The organism is Paenibacillus sp. 276b, assembly GCF_900107875.1.
GTDB lineage: Bacteria > Bacillota > Bacilli > Paenibacillales > Paenibacillaceae > Paenibacillus > Paenibacillus marchantiae.
Window position 1 is genome coordinate 65,213 of sequence record NZ_FNRR01000010.1, and the last position, 24,406, is coordinate 89,618.

General features: G+C 46.2%; 20 protein-coding genes. 6 read left to right on the plus strand and 14 right to left on the minus strand.

Annotated features, from left to right (window positions below; genetic code table 11):
• Positions 1–23 precede the first annotated feature (23 nt).
• Both BLV50_RS29475 and BLV50_RS29480 read right to left on the minus strand, forming a co-directional pair.
• Positions 24–1,055, minus strand: coding sequence for a TFIIB-type zinc ribbon-containing protein (locus tag BLV50_RS29475; RefSeq protein WP_090811492.1), 1,032 nt, complete (start codon positions 1,053–1,055; stop codon positions 24–26).
• 46 nt (positions 1,056–1,101) lie between these two features.
• Entirely contained in the window at positions 1,102–1,806 is a 705-nt protein-coding gene (locus BLV50_RS29480; protein WP_177031305.1) for a PspA/IM30 family protein, read from the minus strand.
• 231 nt (positions 1,807–2,037) lie between these two features.
• Between BLV50_RS29480 and BLV50_RS29485 the strand changes: the two genes are divergently transcribed.
• From BLV50_RS29485 to BLV50_RS29505, 5 genes are all read left to right on the plus strand, one after another.
• A complete protein-coding gene (locus BLV50_RS29485) occupies positions 2,038–3,720 on the plus strand; it encodes a sigma-54-dependent transcriptional regulator (protein WP_090811704.1) in 1,683 nt (560 codons plus the stop codon).
• A 166-nt stretch (positions 3,721–3,886) separates the two neighbouring features.
• Positions 3,887–4,873: a 2-keto-3-deoxygluconate permease gene (locus tag BLV50_RS29490; protein WP_063566472.1), complete on the plus strand. Its 987-nt coding sequence runs from the start codon at positions 3,887–3,889 to the stop codon at positions 4,871–4,873.
• Positions 4,874–4,936: 63 nt separating this feature from the next.
• Positions 4,937–6,232 carry a four-carbon acid sugar kinase family protein gene (locus tag BLV50_RS29495; protein ID WP_090811496.1) on the plus strand — a complete coding sequence of 432 codons (1,296 nt, stop codon included), beginning with the start codon at positions 4,937–4,939 and terminating at the stop codon, positions 6,230–6,232.
• Entirely contained in the window at positions 6,229–7,230 is a 1,002-nt protein-coding gene (gene pdxA, locus BLV50_RS29500) for a 4-hydroxythreonine-4-phosphate dehydrogenase PdxA (RefSeq protein WP_090811499.1), read from the plus strand. The genes BLV50_RS29495 and pdxA overlap by 4 nt, the downstream gene beginning before the upstream one ends.
• 183 nt (positions 7,231–7,413) lie before the next feature.
• Positions 7,414–9,135 (plus strand): sulfatase family protein, encoded by a 1,722-nt coding sequence (locus tag BLV50_RS29505; RefSeq protein ID WP_090811706.1) that lies wholly within the window; start codon positions 7,414–7,416, stop codon positions 9,133–9,135.
• A gap of 203 nt (positions 9,136–9,338) precedes the next feature.
• On the opposite strand, the gene BLV50_RS29510 is transcribed toward BLV50_RS29505, so the two are convergent.
• From BLV50_RS29510 to BLV50_RS29550, 9 genes are all read right to left on the minus strand, one after another.
• Positions 9,339–9,848: a GNAT family N-acetyltransferase gene (locus tag BLV50_RS29510; protein ID WP_090811501.1), complete on the minus strand. Its 510-nt coding sequence runs from the start codon at positions 9,846–9,848 to the stop codon at positions 9,339–9,341.
• A gap of 150 nt (positions 9,849–9,998) precedes the next feature.
• Complete coding sequence (locus BLV50_RS29515; RefSeq protein ID WP_072735776.1) at positions 9,999–11,126, minus strand: glycoside hydrolase family 88 protein; 1,128 nt, start codon at positions 11,124–11,126, stop codon at positions 9,999–10,001.
• Positions 11,127–11,159: 33 nt separating this feature from the next.
• The gene (locus BLV50_RS29520; protein WP_090811503.1) at positions 11,160–13,493 is read right to left on the minus strand and encodes a helix-turn-helix domain-containing protein; all 2,334 of its coding nucleotides are present in this window, start codon (positions 13,491–13,493) and stop codon (positions 11,160–11,162) included.
• Positions 13,494–13,542: 49 nt separating this feature from the next.
• Positions 13,543–14,427: a carbohydrate ABC transporter permease gene (locus BLV50_RS29525; protein WP_063566478.1), complete on the minus strand. Its 885-nt coding sequence runs from the start codon at positions 14,425–14,427 to the stop codon at positions 13,543–13,545.
• Between the two features lie 30 nt (positions 14,428–14,457).
• Positions 14,458–15,384, minus strand: coding sequence for an ABC transporter permease (locus BLV50_RS29530; protein ID WP_063566479.1), 927 nt, complete (start codon positions 15,382–15,384; stop codon positions 14,458–14,460).
• 80 nt (positions 15,385–15,464) lie between these two features.
• Entirely contained in the window at positions 15,465–17,270 is a 1,806-nt protein-coding gene (locus tag BLV50_RS29535; RefSeq protein WP_090811506.1) for an extracellular solute-binding protein, read from the minus strand.
• A gap of 106 nt (positions 17,271–17,376) precedes the next feature.
• Positions 17,377–18,231, minus strand: a complete 855-nt coding sequence (locus BLV50_RS29540; RefSeq protein WP_063566480.1) for an aldo/keto reductase — start codon at positions 18,229–18,231, stop codon at positions 17,377–17,379.
• A 167-nt stretch (positions 18,232–18,398) separates the two neighbouring features.
• Positions 18,399–19,649 carry a macrolide family glycosyltransferase gene (locus tag BLV50_RS29545; RefSeq protein ID WP_063566481.1) on the minus strand — a complete coding sequence of 417 codons (1,251 nt, stop codon included), beginning with the start codon at positions 19,647–19,649 and terminating at the stop codon, positions 18,399–18,401.
• A 226-nt stretch (positions 19,650–19,875) separates the two neighbouring features.
• Entirely contained in the window at positions 19,876–21,129 is a 1,254-nt protein-coding gene (locus BLV50_RS29550) for a mechanosensitive ion channel family protein (protein ID WP_090811508.1), read from the minus strand.
• A 267-nt stretch (positions 21,130–21,396) separates the two neighbouring features.
• Here BLV50_RS29550 and BLV50_RS29555 point away from each other — a divergent pair, with 267 nt between their 5' ends.
• Positions 21,397–22,053 (plus strand): hypothetical protein, encoded by a 657-nt coding sequence (locus BLV50_RS29555; RefSeq protein ID WP_371129285.1) that lies wholly within the window; start codon positions 21,397–21,399, stop codon positions 22,051–22,053.
• Between the two features lie 88 nt (positions 22,054–22,141).
• Here BLV50_RS29555 and BLV50_RS29560 read toward each other — a convergent pair whose 3' ends face one another.
• The 3 genes from BLV50_RS29560 to BLV50_RS29570 form a co-directional block, all read right to left on the minus strand.
• Positions 22,142–22,762 carry a polysaccharide deacetylase family protein gene (locus tag BLV50_RS29560; protein ID WP_090811512.1) on the minus strand — a complete coding sequence of 207 codons (621 nt, stop codon included), beginning with the start codon at positions 22,760–22,762 and terminating at the stop codon, positions 22,142–22,144.
• A gap of 534 nt (positions 22,763–23,296) precedes the next feature.
• Positions 23,297–23,659, minus strand: a complete 363-nt coding sequence (locus BLV50_RS29565; RefSeq protein WP_090811513.1) for a hypothetical protein — start codon at positions 23,657–23,659, stop codon at positions 23,297–23,299.
• 462 nt (positions 23,660–24,121) lie between these two features.
• Positions 24,122–24,388 carry a uracil-DNA glycosylase family protein gene (locus tag BLV50_RS29570; RefSeq protein WP_090811515.1) on the minus strand — a complete coding sequence of 89 codons (267 nt, stop codon included), beginning with the start codon at positions 24,386–24,388 and terminating at the stop codon, positions 24,122–24,124.
• Positions 24,389–24,406 lie beyond the last annotated feature (18 nt).

Consider the following 24,406-nt stretch of genomic DNA (forward strand, 5'->3'; position numbering starts at 1 on the left):
CCATGCCAGATGTTTTCTTTTTCTCACAGGAATCCACCTCCCATCATCCAGGAGACCAGTTTCAATGACAACAAAGAAACGGCTGAAATCCCTGCAAACCATCCGGCAACTTTAGCTTTGCTAATAGGCGGTTTACCCACCACTTTACCTGTCTGACCATTCATGGCAAAGGTATACTGCGAACGATTGTAGTCATAGTAAACCATCCATACCGGGAGCAGCACATAGTCTGCATTTTTTAACGTAGTATCAATCTGTTTATCTGTGTAACTGACACTGTTATAACCTGAAACCGTTGATGCAATATAAGAATCGATATAAGAGCTCGTTTTTTCCTTGGCGCGCGGGTATAGTTCATCATCGGTATAACTATATTTTTCCGCAATGTACCCGGCGAGATACGGGGTTTTGAAAAGCTTTAACTGGTTATACGGAAATGGCTCCAGCTTATCCATCAGTTCATCTTTCATTTTCTCCGAAGCATCGATGGGCAGATTTACATAATTCAGCCGGATTCTCCGGTAAATATCGAAATGCTGGGTTTCCGTATAATGATAATCACCCTGCGTGTAGGTTCTGATTTTTGTGCCACGGCCATGAACTTCGATTTTGTTATGTAACTCATATAACCAGAAGGGCACGTAAATCCCGGTAATGCTCTTGACCCGGTCAGCTGTCATGAAGCCGCTAGGAGTCAGCAAGCCGTTTCTGCACCACTTTTTGAACGCCTGCTGGGCCTCATCCTTACTGATCGAAAAGGGTAAGACCATGGCCGGTGCCAGATCTCCCGTCAGTCGATCACTCAGAACAACGGCAGCTCCACAGAAGCTGCATGTCGTTGCACTTGTCTCCGGCTCAGTCACAATATCCGCGCCGCAGCTGTTACAGTGGTACTCCTTGACCTCATTCTCCGTGAACACCTGTTTCTTCAGCGGATCGGGGATCTGTTCGATATTATCCTGTCGTCCGCAGCTGGGGCAGGATAACGCTCCAGTTGCACTGTCAAAAAGCATTCCACTGCCGCAGTTGGGACATTTGTACTCGATTACCGGCATTTGCTCACCTCAATGTTTAACGAAATGTACTACATGATATATATCATTATTTATCTTCCAATTTCTTCTGAATTGCTGCAAGCTCTTCCTCTGGACTCGGCGTCACCTGTGCATTATTACCCGCTTCGGCATTCATTTGCTGCTCCAACTGCGCAATGAGTACATCCAGATCATCTTCCTGTGCCCCAGCACGAAGTTCAGCCAACGCCTCAGCTTCGTTAAGTGCCTGATTCGCTTTGTCTTCCATCGCCTTCAAAGCAGCATTCGCATTGGTAGCGGAGGCGTTCCGTTCATTGGCCTGTTGTTGCGCATTGGCAGCGGCCATTCTTCCCTTCACCTCGGAATGCCGAGCTTCCAATTGCCCCATATCCGCAACCAGCTTCTCGTGCATATGCTTCATCATTTTGGCTTTGGCAGAAGCCCGATCATAGGCAGCCTGTAATTCATTCCGTTTCACAGTGTGCGATGCCTTCTTTTCCAGAAAACCCCGTGCCTTGTCTTCATCACCGGACTCCGCAGATTTCTCTGCATACCGCTGTAATTTCTTAACCTCTGCGCTGCATTCGTCCAGAGCTCTCTTCGCCCGGCTCTCATCCGAGAGAACCGCAGCCGTCTCTGCCTTCACCTGACCCAAATCACTGCTCAAGCTCCGCATATATTCATTCACCGTCTTCTCCGGATTTTGCGACCGAGCCAGCACATGGTTCACATTCGCTTTCATCACGTCCCTAAACCTCGATAAGATTCCCATCATCCGTTCCTCCTTCGATCAGTTCATATGTACTATAATACATGAATATGAGGTTGAAGGTTTCATTTACTGCCACTGCAACAATAACCATTGCTGATGGTTAAGGGATATTCCCTGTCCGTCAGGAGCCAGGGATGCCATTCCTCTGCAAGTTGGCTATAATAAGGAAAGCCCTCTGGTCTGATGTACCAGCAGGAACCATGAATGATTTTTATAAAAGGCAGGAAAATTATGCGTACACGAGTTCATATTATCGCTCCTTACGAATCCATGACCACTATTATAGAAGAATGTATTCCTCTATTCCCCCAGTTAGCCATTCAATATGAGGTGGGCGACCTGATGAAAGGCGCCGAATTGGCGGCTCAGGCTGAACGAAACGGAGCGGAGATTATGATTAGCCGCGGCGGTACTGCCCAACTAATCAAGGAAGCCGTAACCATTCCCGTCATTGATGTGCAGTTATCCGGATATGACATGATTCGTTCGCTAACGCTGGCAAGCCAGTTCAACGGCCAAACCGCTATTGTTGGCTTTGCCAACATTACTTCAGGGGCACAGTCGATTATCGATCTGATGGAACTGCCTTTAAAGGTGTATACCATACGCAGCTCCGAGGATGTGGCAAGGCTGCTGCTGGAGCTGAAAGCGTCAGGGTATCGTCAGATTGTTGGCGATGTTATCACCGTGAATACAGCCAAAACCTATGGAATGGAAGGATTGCTGATCCAGTCTGGCAAGGAATCCATCCTCAGAGCGCTTGAAGATGCACAGTTGGTATATCGGTACTTGAGCAAAAATCACGCGATATCCATCATACTGAACAACCTGGTTACCCAGGAGCATCCAAATCTCATGATCTTGGACGACCAGAACGAAGTTGTATTCGAGAATTTAACTGATTTTGAGCAGAATCCGCTTACCGATAATCAGATTTACCTCACCAATACCAACCTGGATTTCCATCAATCCCAAGTTCAAAATGTGTTCATCGTGGATGATTACCAGCTTACGGTGACGGCCTACGAAACGACGTTAAGTAAAAAAACCTATAAAGTATACTCCCTTGAAAAAGGACAGCCTTATGCTTTTGCACAATTCGGCATAACGGCATATACCGATATATCCATGGAGCCGATTGTTGCCGAATCCCCTGCCATGCAGGCCGTATTGAAGAATATCCGGGCGCTTTACGAGAACCATGAACCCATTTATCTGCTAGGCGAAGCGGATTCGGGCAAGTCTTTTCTGGTAAAACATATTCATCAAATGTACTCCAGCGGTGGGCTGATGCTCCAAATCGATCTTGCCCAGGTTCCTCCAGGACATTTGCACAAAATTCCACTTTCCAAAGTGCGAAACGTAGAAATTAATCTTTTGGAAAATGGTTCGAAAGATGAGGAGTTGATCTCATTCATTCAGACCTGTCTACAGAGGCAGATCGGGGTATTCATCCTGGGGGAACAGGGATTGAATCCTAATAAAACGCTGGATGTCGAGCTGAATACGATCATTATGCCGAGCCTTGTGGACAGGCAGGAGGATCTTGCGCCACTGATCCAGCACTTCCTCAGCGATTACTACCAGAAGTATGGGACAGTTGCGGTGAAGATGAAAGAGGACGCGTTGCAGCTAGTTAAGGATCAAGTTCCGCATATGACTGTAAACCAGTTGAGACATGTAATCAAACAGGCTGCACTGAATGAACAGGACTACGTGATCTCAGCCGAGACCTTATCACATCTGCTCGGTGAACAACCCTCATCCAATACGATGAAACTCAGTGGTACGCTGAAAGAGATCGAAAAAGAAATTATTCAACTCGTTCTACATGAGGAAAACAATAATCAATCCAAGGCGGCCGAACGCTTAGGGATTAACCGTGCCACGTTATGGCGTAAACTTAAAGAGTAACTTTAGGTTTACGCTTTTTTTACGATTATATGTGTTGCATAATTAAACACTTATAACTATTACTTAAAATTTACAATAATTAAGTGTTGCTAAAATAAACAATATGAGATAACATAATCCCTGCAAACGCTTTATAAAAACGATTACTTCATAAGGAGCCACTACTATGAACATTAAAGCAACATTAGATCGTATTCCTGGCGGTATGATGGTTGTTCCCCTGTTGCTCGGTGCAACCATTAACACATTCTTTCCGAATGCTTTGCGAATCGGGGGTTTCACGGAAGCCCTGTTCGTAAATAGCTCAAGCACATTGATCGCCCTGTTCCTGTTGATTGCTGGTACGCAAATTACGTTCAAGACGGCCGGTTCTTCGGTTGGTAAAGGCGTTACCTTGCTTGTGTTCAAGTGGGCAGTTGGTGCAGTATTAGGTTTGATCGCCATCTATTTTGCGGATTCCAATGGTTTATTCCTTGGTTTGGCACCGCTTGCCATTATCGCTGCAATGACGAATTCCAATGGTGGACTGTACATCGCCCTGGCCGGACAATACGGCAAAGAAGATGACAAAGCGGCTTATCCGTTCCTCGCGCTCAGCGATGGACCGTTCCTCACCATGGTTGCTCTTTCCATTTTCGGTGCGATGGGCTTTGCCAACGGCATGTTCTCCCCGATGGCTTTTGTAGCCGTACTGCTTCCACTGATCGTCGGTGTTGTTATCGGTAACCTGGATCGCAACCTTGCTGAATGGCTGCACAAAGGCAGCGATAAGCTCGTTCCATTCTTCGCCTTTTCACTCGGTATGGGCATCAACTTCTCGTCCATCATTCAAGGCGGACTTAGCGGCATCATGCTGGGTGTAATTACTGTATTGATTACTGGCGGCGTCGGCTACCTGCTCTTCAAAGCCATTGGCTGGAATCCCATTGTCGGAGCTTCGGAAGGTTCCACAGCCGGTAACGCTGTAGGTACACCTGCTGCCATCGTGGCTGCCAATGCTTCATTTGCCCCGATTGCCGAGATTGCTACAGTACAAATTGCTGCGAGTGTTGTGACGACTGCCATTCTACTGCCGATCTTCATCGGATTCCTCTCCAAAAGGCTGGAGAAATCAGGCGGTGTCGAGAAATACAATCAAAGACCGTCCACATAAATGCATTGAATTTAGCTGACCGGACTTATATTTAATTTTTGATTTTCAAGGAGGGATGACTGCATGAAATTAGCCATTATTGCAGATGATTTGACCGGCGCCAATGACAGCGGGGTGCAGCTTGCCCGTCATGGATTAAAGACAAGCGTACTATTCAACATGGACGAAAATAACATTCGTAATTACGATGCGGTCGTGTTTGATACCGACAGCCGTTCCATCACACCGGAGGATGCGTATCAGCGGGTTAGTCGAGCAGCCGAACTGCTGTTAAAGAACGGATTTGGCACCATTTTCAAAAAAATGGATTCAACCATGCGCGGAAACATCGGGATCGAGATCGACGCTTTGTATGATGTGGTCAAGCCCGATTTTATGATGATCGCCCCAGGCTATCCCAAGAACAATCGCACCATTCTTAATGGCACGCATTATCTGAACGGGGTTCCACTGGCCGATACCGAGATTGCGAATGATCCGAAGACACCTGTCACTCTTTCATATCTTCCGGATTTGCTCAAGCTTCAGACCAAGTATGAAGTGGGCGAGATTACGGTGAGTGATCTTGAATCGGGTACAGATCATATGAAGACGCAACTGGAAACCTTTAAGGCAAACGGCATTCCCTATATCCTCGTCGACTCGACAGATGAACAGCATTTGGAGCAGGTTCTAAGCATCACCAGCAAGCTTGATTATTCATTTGCCTGGGCAGGATCGGCGGGAATTGCGAACTATCTTCCCACTCATTACGGCTTGGGAGCAAAATCTGCGGAATTGACCATTCCGGCAAATCCAGGTCCGATCCTCACCGTTGTAGGGAGTGTGAACAAAAACTCTCGTGAGCAGCTCAAGCTGTTGCTACAGAAAACCGACGTATCATCCATCCCGTTCCACTCGTTCAAAGCCGTATCGGGTGCAGCAGATCGTGAGCAAGAAATCGATCGTGTGTATGAGGAAGTGATGGCCAAAGCCGTAGAAGGCAATGACGTTGTCCTCTATTCAACCGCCGAACAGGTAGATATTGAACTAGCACGTGCTACGGGTGAAGTCAGAGGACTTAATCACACCGAGGTCAGCAATGAAATTGTACGGGCCATAGGTGAAATCTGCGCCAAGCTGCTGGAGAATGGGTATTTCAAAGGTGTATCTATGACGGGCGGAGATACAGCTAAACAAATTTGTATGAAGTGGAATATCAGCGGTTTTGAGCTGCTTGATGAGCTTGAAATTGGTGTACCGATATCGAAATTTATTGGAATTGAGGATTTGCACGTAATTACCAAAGCGGGCGGGTTCGGCAAGCCCGACGTCTTCATCCATGCAATAGAAAAATTAAAAGGAGGAGTTACCGTATGAAACCAACCGTAGGAATTACAATGGGCGATGCAGCAGGTATTGGACCCGAGATCATCATGAAAGCATTGGGCCATCAGGAGGTCTACAACAATTGCAATCCACTCGTCATTGGCGATGCAAAAATATTGGAGCGTGTCCTGCCTGTCATCGGATCGAGCCTGAAGGTAAATGCTATTCATGAACCATCCGAAGCCAAGTATGAATTCGGTACTGTGGACATTATTGATTTGGATCTCATTCCTGCAGATCTGGAATATGGAAAAGTATCTGCCGTTGCGGGAGATGCAGCATTTCAGTTTCTGGCGAAGGCTATTGATCTAGCGAAAAAACAGCAAATTCACTCCATCTGCACAGCGCCTCTGAACAAGGAAGCCCTGCACCTAGGTGGGCACTTGTATCCAGGTCACACCGAGATTTTGGCTGATTTGACCGATACCGAGGATTTCTCCATGATGCTGACTACACCCAATCTGCGAGTGATTCACCTTACGACGCATATGGGTCTGATTGATGCCATTGCCAGCATCAACCCGGAAAGAACATACACTGTGGTTAAACTGGCTCATGATACTTTGAAAAAAGCTGGCTTCGAAAATCCGCGTGTAGCTGTTTGCGGTATTAACCCGCATGCAGGTGAGAACGGACTGTTCGGTAATGGTGAAGAGGAAGAAAAACTGCAGCCCGGCATCGAACGTGCACAAAAGGAAGGCATTAACGTCGTTGGTCCACTTCCGGCGGACACGTTATTCTTCCGCGCTGGACGTGGCGATTTTGATATCGTTGTGGCTTGTTATCACGACCAAGGACATGCACCAATTAAGGTCATGGGCATTGAAGAAGGCGTGAACATTACGGTGGGTCTCAAAGGCGGCATTATCCGTACTTCTGTAGACCATGGAACAGCCTTTGACATCGCAGGCAAAAACATCGCCGATGACAAAAGCATGCTGGCCGCCATCCGTTCCGCCATTGAACTTGCGCCCAAAACGCAAATTTAAAGTAATCCAAGAGATATATACAGTAACGACCGTTCCCCATTCTTCTACTGGGAAACGGTCGTTTTGTGTACAAGCGCAGTCAGTGGATATGGACTTTTCGTAATCATCATCACATACCTTAAAGTAAAAAACGATTGAGGGTGTATGAACTCCGTGAACAATACTTCCCTGCCATCTTCTACTATGGAGAAACCCAACTTTCTCGTCATTCTTGTAGATGAAGAGCGTTATCCTCCTGTATATGAGAGTAAAGAAATACAGGCATGGCGTAGAGAAAATCTGATTACCCAGGAACGTTTAAAGTCTCATAGTATGGAATTCCATCGGCATTATATCGGAACAACCGCCTGCTGTCCCAGCCGGGCTACCATTTTCACAGGTCAGTATCCATCACTGCACGGTGTCAGTCAGACTGTCGGCATTGCCAAGGAATCGTATGACTCTGACATGTTCTGGCTGAATCCTAATACGGTGCCTACGATGGGCAATTACTTCCGAGCAGCAGGATACCAGACGTACTATAAGGGAAAATGGCATATATCCAATGCGGATATCATCTCTCCCGGCACCCACCAAAGCGTTCCCAGTTACCACCCCCTGACCGGGGTTCCTGAACCCCAGTTGGAAAGCCTGTACCTTCACGCGAGCCGTCTGGAGGATTTCGGATTCTCCGATTGGATCGGCCCTGATCCCATAGGCAGAAACCCCCGAAACTCCGCTTCCTCCGCCGCTTTTGGCTTAAGTGGACGTGATGAGGTATACGCCGCCGAAACAGTTCATCTCATTGAGTCCCTTGATCGCAGGAAGAATGAACACCAACAAGTCGAGCCCTGGCTCATTGTCTCTTCCTTTGTGAACCCCCATGATATTACGTTATATGGTGATCTCGCCGCGCGCCTACCCGATTTCAAATTCGAGGTAGATCCGATGCCCGCAGTCGACGCTCCCCCGACAATACACGAGTGGCTGGGTACCAAACCACGTTGTCAGGCAAATTACCGAGACTTGTATCCAAGAGCTTTACAGCCTATCACCGATCAGAGCTTCTATCGCCAGCTATATTACCAATTGCAAAAAAATGCGGATCGCCAAATGCTCAAAGTGTATGAAGCTCTTACGCGCTCCTCCTTCTATGACAATACCATTGTTATTTTCACATCGGATCATGGCGATCTGTTGGGCGCTCACGGCAATCTTCATCAAAAATGGTACTGTGCCTATGAGGAATACCTTCATGTTCCTTTTTTGATTCACAATAAACAACTGTTTCCCGAGCAACAACATGTGCATAGCCTGACAAGTCATGTCGATCTGCTGCCAACCATGCTGGGTCTGGCAAATATTAACGTTTCCGAAATCCATGGACGATTGCAAAAGAATTTCAGTGAAGCCCGCCATTTGGTAGGACGTGATCTCACGCCTCTTGTTTATGGAAATAATAATCCGGCGCTGACCCAGCAACCGGTCTATTTTATGACGGACGATGATGTCACACGTGGTCAGCACCAAACCAATCCATTAGGCATGCCCTATTCGTCTGTGGTACAACCCAACCATATCGAAACCGTAATTACCACCCTTTATAAAAACAACAAACCGGAAATCTGGAAGTTTTCCCGGTACTTTGACAATACTCAATTTTGGAGTCAGCCTGGGGTAAAAGATGTCATCACACAGACCGTTGGAAAGCCCGCTTTAGGACAATGTGTAACGTTAACGAAAACAGAGCCGGTACAGGATGAATATGAATTGTACAACTTGACAGATGACCCGCTGGAGACCTGCAATCTCGCCCATTCCGCCTATGCCACTGCGCAGACGATGAACATTCAGCAATGGATGATGCAACTTCTGGAGGAACAACGGAAACAAAAACGTTTGTATCCTCATCAATCTACGATATAGAGATTTGGAGAAATAACATCTCTATCATTCGTTAAACCAAATCGTAGACTTATGGAAATTGCAGCTAATAACATATGCTCGGTTCGTTAAATAGTAATAAGCTAAAAAGGATGTCCTCGTCATGTTCATGACTTATGGGACATCCCCTTTTATATATTTATATTAATATTGAAATGGAGACTCATCATCCAAGCCCAATTTCGTTATTTATCTGATCCATACAATCTTAGCTCTTCTGCATCATCCGAAAACCGGATCATTTTTTCGAATTTTAATCCCAGTTTTTCAAGAAGCTTTGCAGATTTTTGATTATTTGATGAAGTGATCGCCACGATCCGATCGAAGCCCAGCACCGTTCTTCCATGGTCCAATGTTGCCGCAGCGGACTCGTACGCATATCCATTCCCCCAGAACTGTGGAAGAAAAGCATACCCGATGTCCACATCTTCCAAAGAATCTCGTTTGATCAGCCCACAAATCCCGACCGGAACACCATCCGCTTTCCGCTCCGTCAAGAACAGCCCGAACCCTAAGCGGTTGTACATCTCGACTGGGCCATTCAGGATATATTCACGTGCGCCTTCCACGGTTCTCACACCTCTGTCGCCAATGAACTCCAGCCAGGAAGGATCAATCAAAAGCTCAAGCATAAACTCCCCATCATCCGATGACAGCCAACGAAGGTTTAACCGATCTGTTTCAAGAACTTTCAAGAAAACATCCCCCTTCTGGAGCATGGACGATGAAACCCACCAGAATATAAATGTTTGGCCCAGTACTCTCAATAGATAACATTATACTGACCCTTAATCTTACTTCACAAGTTGATACAACAAAAAAACTAATGTATATAAGGAGTCACCTTATCGATCGTACCAATATCCAGGAATACCTCTTTCCAGACGCATCAGCGCCTCAAGATAAAAATAATCGCCCCAGATCGTGTAATCATCAGGTGAATCTCCACCTCTTACGGAGTATGAACCATGCTTCAGCAGACCCTCCGCTGTATCCGAGCCCTGCGTGGAATAATGATTAAATAAGGATTTCATGGACGATTCCGCTGCTTTCCGAAAAGCCTCCCGCTCAGGATCGGCTTCATCAAGCCGTCCGGCAATTTCTAGCAGACCACAGGCAACAATAGCCGATGCAGAACTGTCCCGTTTCGGTTCAGGCGTCTGCGGGGCATCAAAATCCCAATACGCTACTTCGTCCTCCGGAAGATGGGCAAGGAAATAACGGGCAAGACGTTTGGCTGTCTCCAGCATCTCTGTACTTTGCAGATAGCGGCTGCACAGTGCAAATCCGTATATTCCCCATGCCTGTCCGCGAGTCCAGGTAGAGCCATCATTGTAGCCTTGATGCGTACCGCCTCGAATAGCCTCTCCGGTAGCCTGGTCAAAATAAAAGGTATGATAACTTGAGTCGTCTCCACGAACGAGGAAGCGGCGGCTTTTCAGTGCATGCAGTTCGGCAACGCGGCGATACTCCTCGTTATTGGTCTGCTCATACGCCCAGAACAGCAGTGGAAGATTGAGCAGGCAATCGATAATAATTCGCCCTCCGTTATTCACATCACCTTTCCGCCCCCAGGCCTGAATCAGTCCAGCATCCTCCCGCCAGCGTTTCATCAGCATATCGGCTGCCTCCAGCGTGAGTTCCCTTGCAGCGACGTCATGCTCCACAATCCATTGTGCCTTAGAAGACAACGAATAAAGGAAGCCAATATCATGATGATCGAAAATAATTTTCTGTTCCATTCGCCGACGGAAGTTATCGACGCTATTCACGGCAGCCTCACGAAACCTCGGGTCCTGAGTATACTCCGTGCATAACCACAGGATGCCTGACCAGAACCCTGCCGTCCACTCCGTATTATCGTTAAGCACATAATGCTCATCCCCATTACTAACATGGGGAAAGCGTCCTTCGAATCGATCTATATTATGCCGAGTGACATGGAGTGCATCTTCAATAGCTTTTTTCCACATGGAACAGTTCCTCCTCTAGACAAGTCATATTCTTCAAGCCTCTTGCTGGACAAGTCTGCTATTTTGCTTATATTGACCGGGAGTGATCCCCTCATATTTCTTGAAAACACGAATGAACGAATTGCTGTTCAGGAAACCCACCCGCTCGGATACGTCCTGGATCGTCAGTTCCTCTGCCTGTAGAATTTTCTTGGATTGCTCAATTCGATATTGGTTGATGTAATCGATCACGTTGACTCCAGTCTGTTCCTTGAAGTACTTGGAGACATAGGTTGGATGAAACCGAAAGCGCTCGGATAAATGGGTCAAGCCCAGATTGACATCTGCATAACTCTCATGAATGAATTCCACCAGTTGATCCCTCAATTCCTCACTGCGGGACCGCTTGCGCTCATGCACCGTCTGGCATACCGTCTCCAGTATCCGAAGCAATTCGGACTCAATCTCCTCAAAGGTCTCACATGCAAACAATTGCCGAATCAGATCGTTGCGCTGCGTCATCTCGTTCTGGTCGTCCGTCTTGATCTGCTCCGTAGCTTTCAGAAAGGTACCGATCAACTCAAACATCAGACAGCGAGCCAGTTCAACAGACAAGGGCTCTCCCGCAAAATTAGTCATGAGAATCTCATTCATCACTTCCGTGGAACGGGCATAATTTCCAGTAGCAATATAATTGATGAGCTGTCTCTCCAGATCAAGAGGGTAATACAGCTCCTCCTTAGGCCGACGAATCCGGTTCGGATCAATAATTTGACCGATCCCCAGAATCAGCCTGTATTCCAGCGCTTCTTCCGATTCCCGGAAACAATCCGCGATTTCCCCAATACGGTGATGAACATGGCTAACGCCAACAGTGAAGTACACGCAGAATCGGGAGCCGATGAAACGCTGGGCTTCTTTGACTGCACGAATTAACCGATGACTGGTATCCTCCTCACACTCCCGAATATTGATCAGGAACGCAATTCTTCCATCAATGTCCGCAGAGTATACATGACCGATTGAGCCGATCATCTCCTCCAGCACATTGGTCAGAATCAGGTGCACAAATTGATGCTTCTCCTCCTGGTCCTGCTCACGTACTCTGGAACGGAACAGCCCTTCAACATCCTCAATGTGCAGGAGCAATACAGCAAACGACTCCGTCTCGAATCGAATACCTGAACGTTCCAAGGTCAAAGCAAACTCCTCACCCACCTGTACCCTACCCTTCATCAACTTGGAGAGCAAACTGCTCCGTATAACGCTTTGCTGATCCTTAAGCCTGTTCGCAAATTGATCCTGCTCTTCCCAGGCTTGGATCAGAACAGATTGCAAAATGCCATATTCATCGTCCGGCTGTTCCAGTTTCCATTTGACCTTATCCGAGATAATGTTCATGATCCGTCCCAACGGACGGTAATTCCGTCTGGTGAACCACCAGGCTGCCACCCCGCCGAGGATAAGCCCTGCGGCAACGCCTCCAAGCGTAATATCGCGGATAACCGTCAGCTTCTTCGCATAGATTCGGGTAGGTATGATGGATACATACTTCCAGTCCTGGATCTTAGAAGAAATCTGCGATATGGTCACGGATTCTCCGTTCCAATCGATCGTTTCCGTTCTTTTCCCAGCATCATCGAAAAGGTTAAGGTCCTCCCCACTCATGTAAGGGGTTTCAAGTGATCCGGTAGAAAATAACGTTTGACCGTCGTGATCCAGAATGAACACAGTGCTCTCTTTTTCCAAACGTACGTTATCAATGGCTTGCTGGAATCGGTTAGGGTCCAGGCTAACAACGAAGGTCGCAGGGCTGTCAGCGCCATTCTGAATAGGAAACGGCTGAATATAGACAAGCGTGTCTTCAATCCGTCGATCTTCACTCCGAACCTCCATCTTTCGGTACATGCTCTTACCGGAATCATGCATAAGCCGGGTCCAAGCTTCCTCGGTTACATTGGTGCCCTGATAGAACATGTCATATAGATAATTTTTTTGAATCAGTGAAGACGAGGACAACGCGATATCGGATTGTTTGATATAAATATACAGTTCACTAATCAAGCCGTTTCCGACGCGTGTAGATTTCAGGTTTTTGATCAGATCAATCCCCATGAACCTCCAGCGGGCATCCTGTTCAGACGCATGATTAATGAAGCTCATGAGTTGGGAGTCAGCCATTAGTTGATTGCTAATGCTGCCAATATCACCAATCTGGTTATCAATGGTTTCCTGTACCTGAGATAACAGCACCATGTTGGAACGATTCACTTCTTCCTCAAGCAACATCCGAGACTCGGCAAAAACAGCAGCACCGATCACAATCGGTATGAGCAGAATGACCATGTAAGAAATGCCCCAGGATAACAGGATGCTTTTTCTCTTCATGCGTCTCCTCCTCACCGTTTGTTATTTGGTATGGCTTGATAAGGCAACTCTATTCTTTGATTGCTCCGATCATAACACCTTTAACAAAGTATTTCTGCAGAAACGGATAGATGAACAATATAGGCAGGGTGGCTACCATGACGGTTGCGTATTTCACACTTTCCCCGATGGCCTCTTTGTCCATAGCGGTCGCTCCTGTGGTCATCGAGTCTGTACTGTTCTGAATCAGAATTTCTCGCAGCACCAGTTGAAGTGGAAACAGGTTCCGGTCCCGAATATACAGGATCGCACTGAACCATGAATTCCAATGACCGACGCCATAAAAGAGAATCATCACCGCAATAACGGGCATAGACAATGGTACGACGATCCGCCACAGAATGAGCATCTCTCCTGCCCCGTCTATACGGGCCGACTCTAGTAGACTTTCCGAGATTTCCGCAAAGGAAGTTCGCATAATAATCAGATTATAGCTGCTGATCAGACCGGGTACAATCAGAGCCCAGAGGCTGTTGCCCATATGAAGCGTGTTATTGATCAAAAGATAAGACGGTATGATTCCGCCGTTAAAAAACATCGTAAATACAATCGCCAGCATAATCGGATTGCGGAGCATAAAGCTTTTGCGGGACAACGTGTACGCCCCCAGAATAGTAAACAGCAGATTAAGCGCCGTGCCCACCACCACAATGAATATCGTGTTCCTGTATCCGGATAGGATGTTGGGGTTGCTCAGTACCAGCCTGTAGCTCTCCATCGTAATCCCTTTGGGGAAAAGCAGCAGGCCTCTATGGGCCATGAGTTGACCTGAGTCGCTAAGCGATGCATTTAGCACATGCAGCAGTGGATACAAGGTTACGATAATTAGCCCTGTCATCAGAATCGCGTTGGCACCGCCAAACAGACGCTCTCCCATGGACCTTTTCATTCGCAAAGAAACTCCCTCCCTTCACCTCGTTCTTGGCTAGAACAGCTTGGTATTGGATATCGCCTTGGACAGGCGATTGGCACCGATTAGCAGCGTAAAGTTAATGACCGACTGGAAGAGACCCACCGCGGTTGTATAGCTGAACTCGGCACTTTCACTAATCCCTTTGCGGTAGACAAACGTCGAAATCACATCTGCTGTATCATACACATTCGGATTATAGAGCAGAATAATTTTCTCGAACCCAATCTCCATCAGTCCACCAATGCGGAGTATGAGGAGGATCATAATCATCGGAATGATGCCGGGAAGCGTGATATGCCACACCTGGCGAAGCCGACTCGCTCCGTCCACGTTGGCAGCATCGTAAAGCTCGGGGTTAATGCCGCTAAGTGCAGCCAAATAAATGATGCTGGAGAAGCCAAGCTCCTGCCAGATCGATGAGGCGGTATAAATGGTACGGAAATTGGCTGGATCGCTGAGAAGCGCGCTGCTCTGACCGCCAAAATAACCAATGATGGTGTTGAATAGACCATCTCGGGACGAAAAATCAACAATCATGCCACAGATGACAACAATGGAAATAAAGTGAGGAATATACGAGATCGTCTGCACCGTACGTTTGAAGATTTCATGTCTGAGCTCGTTAAGCAGAAGAGCAAGAAGAATGGGAGCCGGAAAACCGAACAACAGCTGATAAAAGCTTAGCAAAAGAGTATTCTTCAGAATTCGCCAGAAATAATAGCTCTGAAAGAAATCACGAAAATGCTGCAATCCGACCCAATCACTGCCCCATATGCCTTTGCCCACCGAGTAGTCTTTGAACGCAATGATGGCTCCGTACATCGGCAGGTATTTGAAGACGAGAAAATATAAAACGACGGGGAGAGCCATCCAATAGATGGCTTTATTCTTTTTGTAATTGAGCCATAACAAGGAAAACTTGTGCGACAACTCCTTCATCCCCTTCCTTTTTCATTCCAAAGAGGGCATCCACGGCAGCAAAGTCGTAAAACGGCTACACCACCGTGGACATCTCTTCCTTATCTGGCTTTATAACGGTCCAGGGCAGCTTGCTGAATTTCAATAGCCCGTTTCACGTTAAACTTGTTGATCTGATCCACAAACTTGTCAAAGTTCTCAATCGGCTCAACCCCAATGACAAATTTGACGAACATCTCGTCCCGGTAGGTTCCAATATCACTCATGATCTTGCTGTACTCCGTAGATTCTTCTGTTGTCAGACTGGTTGGAGGAAGGCCCACCTTCAGTGTATTCTCGCTGTATTTGGAGAACAGAACCGCCGCATCCTTCTGCTGTTGGAGCTGATAATATTGCTCGTTGTACCGATCGTCATCCTCCCCCACGAAGGGATAGTTCGCAATAAAATGTTTGGCCATGGCCTGAGCAACCGACAGACCGTCTGGATTTTTCAAAATCTCATCAGTATAGGTCGGGTAACCGTCCTTCATCGTATAGGTGAGGCCCTCCATACCGAAATTTTTCAGCATATGTCCTTCTTCACTGAAGAAATAATCGAGTGCTTTGACCGTTTCCTCCGGATGTTTGTTGCTATTGGTGAGCACAACGCCGCTACTGCTCCACTCCCAGGAGCGTCCGGTAAACAGTGGTTCATCACCCTTATTCAGCACCGGATATTGAGTGGCTGTCAGGTTGGCGTTCGGATCCGTTTCCTGCAGAGCGGGCAGGTAGCGGCCTACACCTCCACCGATGAAGGTGAAAAACGCACCAGCTTGACTGCTCAAAATTTTGGCGTCGTATGTTTTCTGATCATTGGTAGCAAAATCGGGATCAATCAATCCCTCCTGATACCAGCGATGGAACATCGTTAGAAATTCCTTATATTCTGGCTCGATTGGTCCATAGACCACCTTGCCATCTTTCATAAACGTATTATTAGTGATGCCGTAAGCCTCCAGATATGTCGGTGCGGCTGGTCCCATCGTGCTCATTTTGGGTGGTGCACCAAACAACAGGGGCGCTGCTACGCCTTTTTTCTCCTTGAAGGCCTTGAGTACCGTCTCCCATTCCTCAATCGTTTCCGGTTTCTCCAGCTTCAGCTCATCCAACCAATCCTGACGGATGAACGTACCGCCGAAGGTTTTGTATTCCCCAAGCCGCAGATGCGGTATCGCATAGATATCTCCGTTGTCGGCTTTTAACTGTTTGGCAACCTCGGGATTCTCGTCCAAGATCTTTTTCAAATTGGGAGCGTATTCATCAATAAGATCGTTAAGTCGAATGATGATACCATCATTGAATAGCTTGGCGTAATCTCCATTGACAAACATGGCATCAGGCAGCTGATTCGAGGCAATCATGACATTGAACTGTTCGGTCTCGGCACCCACAGCGGGATGCTGGAATTCGATTTTGGTATTGGTTTTCTTCTCCCATTCCTTAATCGCCGTGATTTCATTCATGCTCTTGAGTGTGATGGAAGCATTGGTATTCATCGACATCCAGATTGAAATGGGGGTAGGTCCATCTCCTCCTGCTTCACCTGCACTTCCGTTGTCTCCTGAACAGCCCCCAAGAGCAGCAATGCTCATCATTAGGCAGATTCCAATTGTCAGTCGTTTTCTCCATGACCTTTTCATCACTTCACGTCCCCCCATTGAATTTGTATCGTGGATAAGCAGCCCTGTCATCGCTCTCCATAAAGTTACCGTTTGCCCGCTATATTGGCTATCCTCCATTCTTGCCGACATATCCAAAATTTGATATTTCCATGCGCGGCGCAGGATTTGCACATGAATGCAAGAGATCAAGATCATATATCCAGATTGAACGGTGAGTAAATAAGTGATGAACGTTTGTAAAAACATACATCAAAAAGCCTCCTAATCTACATCTCTGTAGGTTAGGAGGCTATTTTTATTTTATAACCATTCAACTCACCGTAAGGTGAACCGAACTTTTTATAATAAGCATTTAAAATTCTTCGTATTCACTCGGGTCCTGATTCCACAACCGTCCATCTTTACGATTATAAGAAGAAATGACTTCCATCTCCTTCTCGCTCAGCTCGAAATCAAAAATATCGATATTTTCTTGCTGGTGTTGAAGCGAGCCTGCTTTAGGGATCGGAATTGACCCAAGCTGGGTATGCCAGCGCAAAATAACCTGCGTACCCGTTTTGCCATGAGCCTCGGCAATACGAAGGATCTGCTCATCTTTTACGATATCTTGTACAGCATCATTGCCACGACCAATCGGACTCCACGATTCGTTAACAATGCCATGCTGCGAATCCTTCTCCCGCTGATCCGCTTGATCAAAGAATGGATGCAGTTCAATCTGATTCAGACTTGGCGCTACTCCGGTCTCCTTAATCAGGCGTTCATTGTGTTCCGGAAGGAAATTGCTAACTCCGATTGAACGGATATATCCGCGTTTCTTCGCCTCAATGAGTGCCTGCCACGCTTCCACATACATATCCTGCTTGGGATTTGGCCAGTGAATCAGATATAGATCATAATAATCAAGATCTGCTCTGTATAGAGATTCTTGGATGGCTACAATCGCCTTTTCAAAGGCATGGTAACGCCCTGGCAGTTTAGATGAAATGAGCAGGTCTTCTCTGGAAACGGAGCTCTGTTTAATGGCCTTCCCAACAGTCGCCTCGTTCTCATAGTTATACGCTGTATCAATTAGTCGGTAACCTGCATCCATCGCGGACGCTATGGATTTAACACCTTTTTCTCCTTTTAAGCTATAGGTACCAAAGCCAATGGCAGGTACCTTTAAGCCATCATTCAACGTATATTCCGGAATTGTATGATTCATCTGTAAACTCTCCTTTGCGAAAGATATACTAAAACGATATGGAAAAGGTGATATGCCCTCTCCGTTTATTCTACCCCTCCATACGCGGATGAATCAAATATAAGCCACCACCCCGTTGACGGGGTGGTGGCTTTCTCGTCTAATTTTAATAGAGGCAAGTCGCCTCTTTATTCAAGCGAAGAGATGGGCGTGGCCGATAACGACCGCTTGCCCATAAAGTTCTGAATGGCGATAGCAGCCTGCTTGTACCCACCAGCATCGCGTAACGTTTTCCCAATAACCTCAGCATGTTCCTTGTAGGAGGCATTACCGAGCACTTCTAACACCGCGGTTCTCAGTACGTCGGGTGTAAGGTTATTTTTATCCACGATGACACCTGCTCCGAGCTCCTGCACCCGGCCTGCTACACGTGGCTGATCCGAGGTTAACGGGAGCATGACCAACGGTACATTATAATACAAAGCTTCACTTGCACTGTTCATGCCCGCATGTGTCAGAAAAGCATCTACACCCTGCAGCACTTCCAATTGTGGGAGATAGGGTCTGATGATGAAGTTGTCAGGAATAAGATCAGCAATGGGCTCCAAATCAGTATCCTTCCCTGAAGACAATATAAACTGCACAGGCAAATCACGAAAAGCCGTAAAGCACAGCTTATAAAAATCAAGATCCTTATTTAAAATGGTTCCCATCGAAATATAAACCGCCTGTTTATAAACGGCATGCAGAGATTCCTTTGCAAAGGATGGTGCATCCTTGCGGGGGGTAATAGATGGGCCAGTGAACACAAAGCTGTCGTCCAGCTTGTCCCCCATGGGTTGAAAATAACGGCTTGTATAAACAATCTTCAGTTGTCCTGGGTGCCCTGAAAGATCCGCTAGAGAAGGAACAGCCACATTGAACTGAGAAGCTAGTTGCTGGGACATCTCGATGATGCTGTTATATAGCTCCTTAACCTCCTCATCGTCATCCTTCAGTTGATTTTGATTACCTGATCCGAGAGGCTCCACAAAAACAAAAGTTGTGGTTGAGCATACCGCTGGTATACCCAGCTTTTCACCTAAAATTTGTCCTCCCCAGCCTATTATGGAGTCAAAAATTAAATAATCGTAGGTTTCATTTTCGATCAGATTCAGAACATCCGGAATAAACCGCTGAATAATTTTTTTCAAAACCATATATAAAAATTGGTAAGGGTGCTTGATTTCAAATGGCTTCATATCTGGGTTGTTGAGCAGGCTTGCCTCGTTGAAGGAGTACGCTTTAAATTGTGCGCCTAACGCTTCAATCTTCGTCCGATATTTTTCCGTACAACAGTAGACGACTTCATCTCCGTTCTCTATCAGTTCCTTGATTATTCCGAGCGTCGGATTGATATGCCCTTCTGCAGGCATCATTACAACTAATACACGTGCCACGAAATTCACCTCCATTAAATTTTCCAATCTTCAAAGCGGGACATTTTATTTCTAGCTTCAAGATACGATACGTGTAAAATAAAATCTGGAAATCATGCCCATATGAATATATTATTAATTATTTCCAATTTTGTAAATAGTGTATATGTCACTTTTTGAACAAAAAAAGCACCTTTACGGTGCTCTCTCTGTTCATATTCATTTTGGATCAGGTAAATAACAGATCTCAATATCCTCTCGAATATTGGGGGCTTTCTTTTAGTTGCACGATATCATGTCCTGTTGGATTTTGGAAGGCACGAAGGCCAAATGTCGGCGCAACCGCGAAGATGTGGTCAAAAATATCCGCTTGAACCGATTCATACACACCCCAGGTGATATCATTGCTGAATGCATAGATTTCAAGAGGTAGTCCGTTATCTCCAGGCGCCAACTGTCTCACGATCAACGTCATATCCTTATGAATTTTCGGATGATTCCTTAGATATTGATGGATATACTCCCTGAATACACCCACATTCGTAAGCTGTCTACCGTTCACAATGCTGTCCGTATTAATGTGGTGTTCCATGTTGTATTCGTTAATTTCATTTAATTTTGTCGCGATATAATCCGTAAGATAGTGGATCTTCTGAAATTCCCCAATCATTTCCTTGGTGCAGAAGCTTATGCTGCTTGTATCGATATAGACGCTTCGCTTAATCCTTCTACCACCGGATACCTGCATGCCTCTCCAATTTTTGAAAGAATCCGAGATGAGCGCGTAGCTCGGAATCATCGTGATCGTTTTATCGAAATTCATAACCTTCACCGTGTTTAATGTAATATCGATGACGTCGCCGTCTGCATTATATTTGGGCATTTCAATCCAGTCACCGACACGCACCATGTCATTCGATGATAATTGCACGCCTGCCACCAGTCCCAATATGGAGTCCTTGAAGACAAGCATCAGAACGGCAGATAAAGCGCCGAGTCCACTGAGAATAATCAACGGATTCTGACCAATGAGGCTCGAGATGACGATAATGCCTCCAATGATGAAAAGAATGATCTTGGCTACCTGAATGTATCCCTTAATGGGTCTAATCTTAGAGATTTCATAGGAACGATATATGGTATCAAAGGCATTAAGCAGCGCATTTAATACCGTGATGGTTATGACGATCATATAAGTTAAAGCTGCTTTTTCAATCAAAGCTTGATAGGACGGGAAGACATACGCAGAATAATAAATGATAATCGCCGGTACCAGATGCGAGAGGTTGTGGAACACTTTTTTCTCCACAATGATTTTATCCCACGTGTACCGATTGTTGTTGATGATTTGGATAATAATCTTCAGTACGATTTTTTTGGCTATAAAATTGGCCAGTATGGAGACCACAGCTATAAATACCACCATGATCAAATTCGAAAGATATCCAATGGTTTGTTCACTCATGCCAGTTCCGTCTAGTTGATTTTTGATAAAGTCCATTGTATCCTCCTGACGCGGTTTATATTAACTTATTATTATAAATTACATTCTAGTACGAAGTAAAATTTCAAAATAATACAGTAATCGGTTGATGGGTAAAGGGTACTTGCCCCCGCTCATGAGTATCACGTCACACAAATGGGCTAATGTGCATAGACTGGGCTAAATATAAACCAGATCCTTGCATTGGAGATGTGAACATTGAGTAATACAAAAAATAAGGCTAAGACTCAGCAATTTCCCATGAAAAAGCTTTCTCCCGTAAGCATGGTAACAGAACTTCCACCCGTACGCGGTAATTTAAGAACCTCTTCCTCAAATCCAAATAAGGCCATTCATAATGAAAAGGACACAACATCCGCTATCGATGCATGTGTAGACCGTGCTTTTCGTATTCCTATATTTTTGAGTACAACCAACACGGTAAATGGCCCGCAAGAGCAATTTTTGAACCGTCTGATTAGGGAAATTGAAGATGCATTGCTCTTTCCCCGCACATTGCCCGTTAGTGAACAATACCCGGAAAACATTCTAACGAATATACGACGCCTGGTTTTTTCAAGCTATGGTCTGCTCGCGATCAACTTCCGCAGATTTTTTGTTCAAATTCTTGAATCCAATGTAGGGGAGCCACCAACGACCACTCCGTTCTGGGAAGGATCGACCTTTTCTCAAATCGAGCCTGCCATGGCCTTTCAATTCGGTATTCCAATCTTATTAGTGAGGGAGAAAGGCACTGACGTCAGTAATGGAATTTGGGCCGGAGGAATCACACCTCTCAACATATTTGTTGACTGGGATTCCGACAACCAATCCGTAGACGATTTCTTTAACAGTGTTCAATGGAGAGAAGTTTTTGCTTATTGGGCTGCAGAGGTAAGGGGTAACTATTTGCTTCGCACGGAGCCGTTGTTCAATAATTAAACTTCTGGGCTGGTGGATACTGGACAAGAAAGAGGACCCTATCATTCCAATGAATGATGGGCCCAATCAACAATTCTCTGTTTATCGATTACGAAGAAAATCTCAACAATTCACTTACCGTGACCAATCGGTACCCTTCCGCGACGAGTTCATCCACCAGCACTCGAACCGCCTCCACTGTCTCGGAACGATCCCCGTACCCGTCATGGAATATTAACACGCTCCCGGGTTTCACCGCAGACCGGGTATGCTCCAGAATGTGCTCAACGCCGGGATTGTCCCAATCCTTCGCATCACCGTTTACCGCACCAATCGTTTGATATCCGCGCTCCGCCGCCAGAGACAGAATGACATCGTTTACGCCAAAATACGGCGGGCGGAAGCACCGGGTAGGTTGCCCCGTAATTTCTTGAACAAGACTTTCTGCACGTTGCAGTTCCTCTCCAGCTGCTTTCAGCGTCAGCTTTGTCAGATCCGGATGCGTGTACGTATGGTTTCCGATCTCATGCCCTTCACGGTGCACCTCCGCCGCAATCTCCGGGTGAGCCTTCATCTCTTTGCCAATCATGAAAAACGTCGCCCGCCCACTCGCACTGCGGAATATCTCAAGCAATTGACGTGTATATACCGGATGAGGCCCATCATCAAACGTGAACGCCACAACCTTTTCCCGAACAGATTCCTGCTCTACCAACGTGATATTAACCATAAAGCAATGCCCCCTCTCTGCAACTGCCTGTCTACATTCTCCCTTATTATTCCATGATTATATACTCCGGTCTAGTTCAGAGATCACACCTTTACCTGCTCTTCTAATCTAACCTTTGATCGCACCTGCGATCATGCTCTTCTGCACCTGTTTGTTCAACAGCAGATAGATGACTACCGTTGGCACCGTCGTAATCATCAGTCCCGCACCAATTATGCCCCGCAAGGAGTACTGATTTATAAAATTTTGGAGGTACAGAAAATAAGTTGTGGTTTATGCCGGATGGAGAGTGATGCGCGGGACGCGGAGGTTCTTAATACACAAAAGACGCTGATAAACATCTACCTCGATATGTGCATACTTTTGAGCAGAATTACGATATGTACGAGTATAATTCTTGCTACTGACAGTACGTTGATCGAGTGGTTAAGTGCGAAATCCGTATAATGAATTTAAGTGGGGAAAGTGTCGGGGGCACACCGCCCTCGGGTAGGAGAAGTACAGTACGTTATGGTAAGAAACAGCGAATCGTGATCAAAGCGAGAATTCGGTAACGCCTTTTTTGGAGGCATATTTCAGTGTGTAGCTTCCTTCTATGCCGTATGGCATCGTAGCGATTTGGATACGGGTGTAATCCAGCCGACTCTCTCTCAGCACTTTTTTAATTAGCGCTATGCTCCGATCCTCGTCCGTTACTACACAAAAAATGTTCATTACATATTCCTTTGGATCAGCCACACGGCTACCCAGATCACATCCATCCACCTCTCCCAAATCCGCCTGAGTTAGAACGGTTTCCAGATATTCCATCACCTTTTCCTTCAACCAATTATCTCGTTTGCTGCCCTGCGCACTCTTCAGCGGATATTGCACCACAAGCCAGTATTTTTCACTCATTCAGCTTCACCAACCAATCTTTATATGATAGGGCATTACGGTATGTGTACAGCACTTGGACGATAAGGTGCATATGTTAGCCTTACATTCCTCCAGTTCAAAATGGGCTAGATAATTGACCATACTGCTTTTTGGAATTGTACTGCCCTTCCATTTGCAGGATGAGGAACATGGTGATGTTTAATGAGATGGCTGCTTAACGTGTCTGCTGACTTTCTGCCAATAGCCACGATCTGAGCAGGATTGAGTTGCATAAGCTGTCTGGCGAATTAAACATCATCCTCCAACTCTGCCAAAGTCGGCGTTCGATTCGTCATCCTGTTTTCAGAAGATTGATAAGGATGAAAGAGATAGATGTTCCAAAAAATAAAGTCCGTTGGTTTCCACCTTAAACTGGATAACACTTCGCACCATATGATGGATACTGCCGGTTCTGCGAATCCATACAGTTCCTGACTCCGGTTAGGTTTGACGATACTGGGCAGGCTTGTTCGGATGCCCGGCCTCACCTGAAAAAATCATCTGGTTCACCAGCGAGTGATTCCCGGTAACCATCCACTCGGACGTCAAAGGTACGCTGGAGAACCTCACCCCTTGATAGCCCACCGCTTCGGGGCTGATATCATAGCCCGTCACATAATCTCTCCAAGAATTAATCACATATACTGGCGAGACATATGCCTGTATCCCTGTAACAAACTCGCGGATCTGTTGCTGCGTTTGGTTCATGCTTTTTTGCCTCCTTTG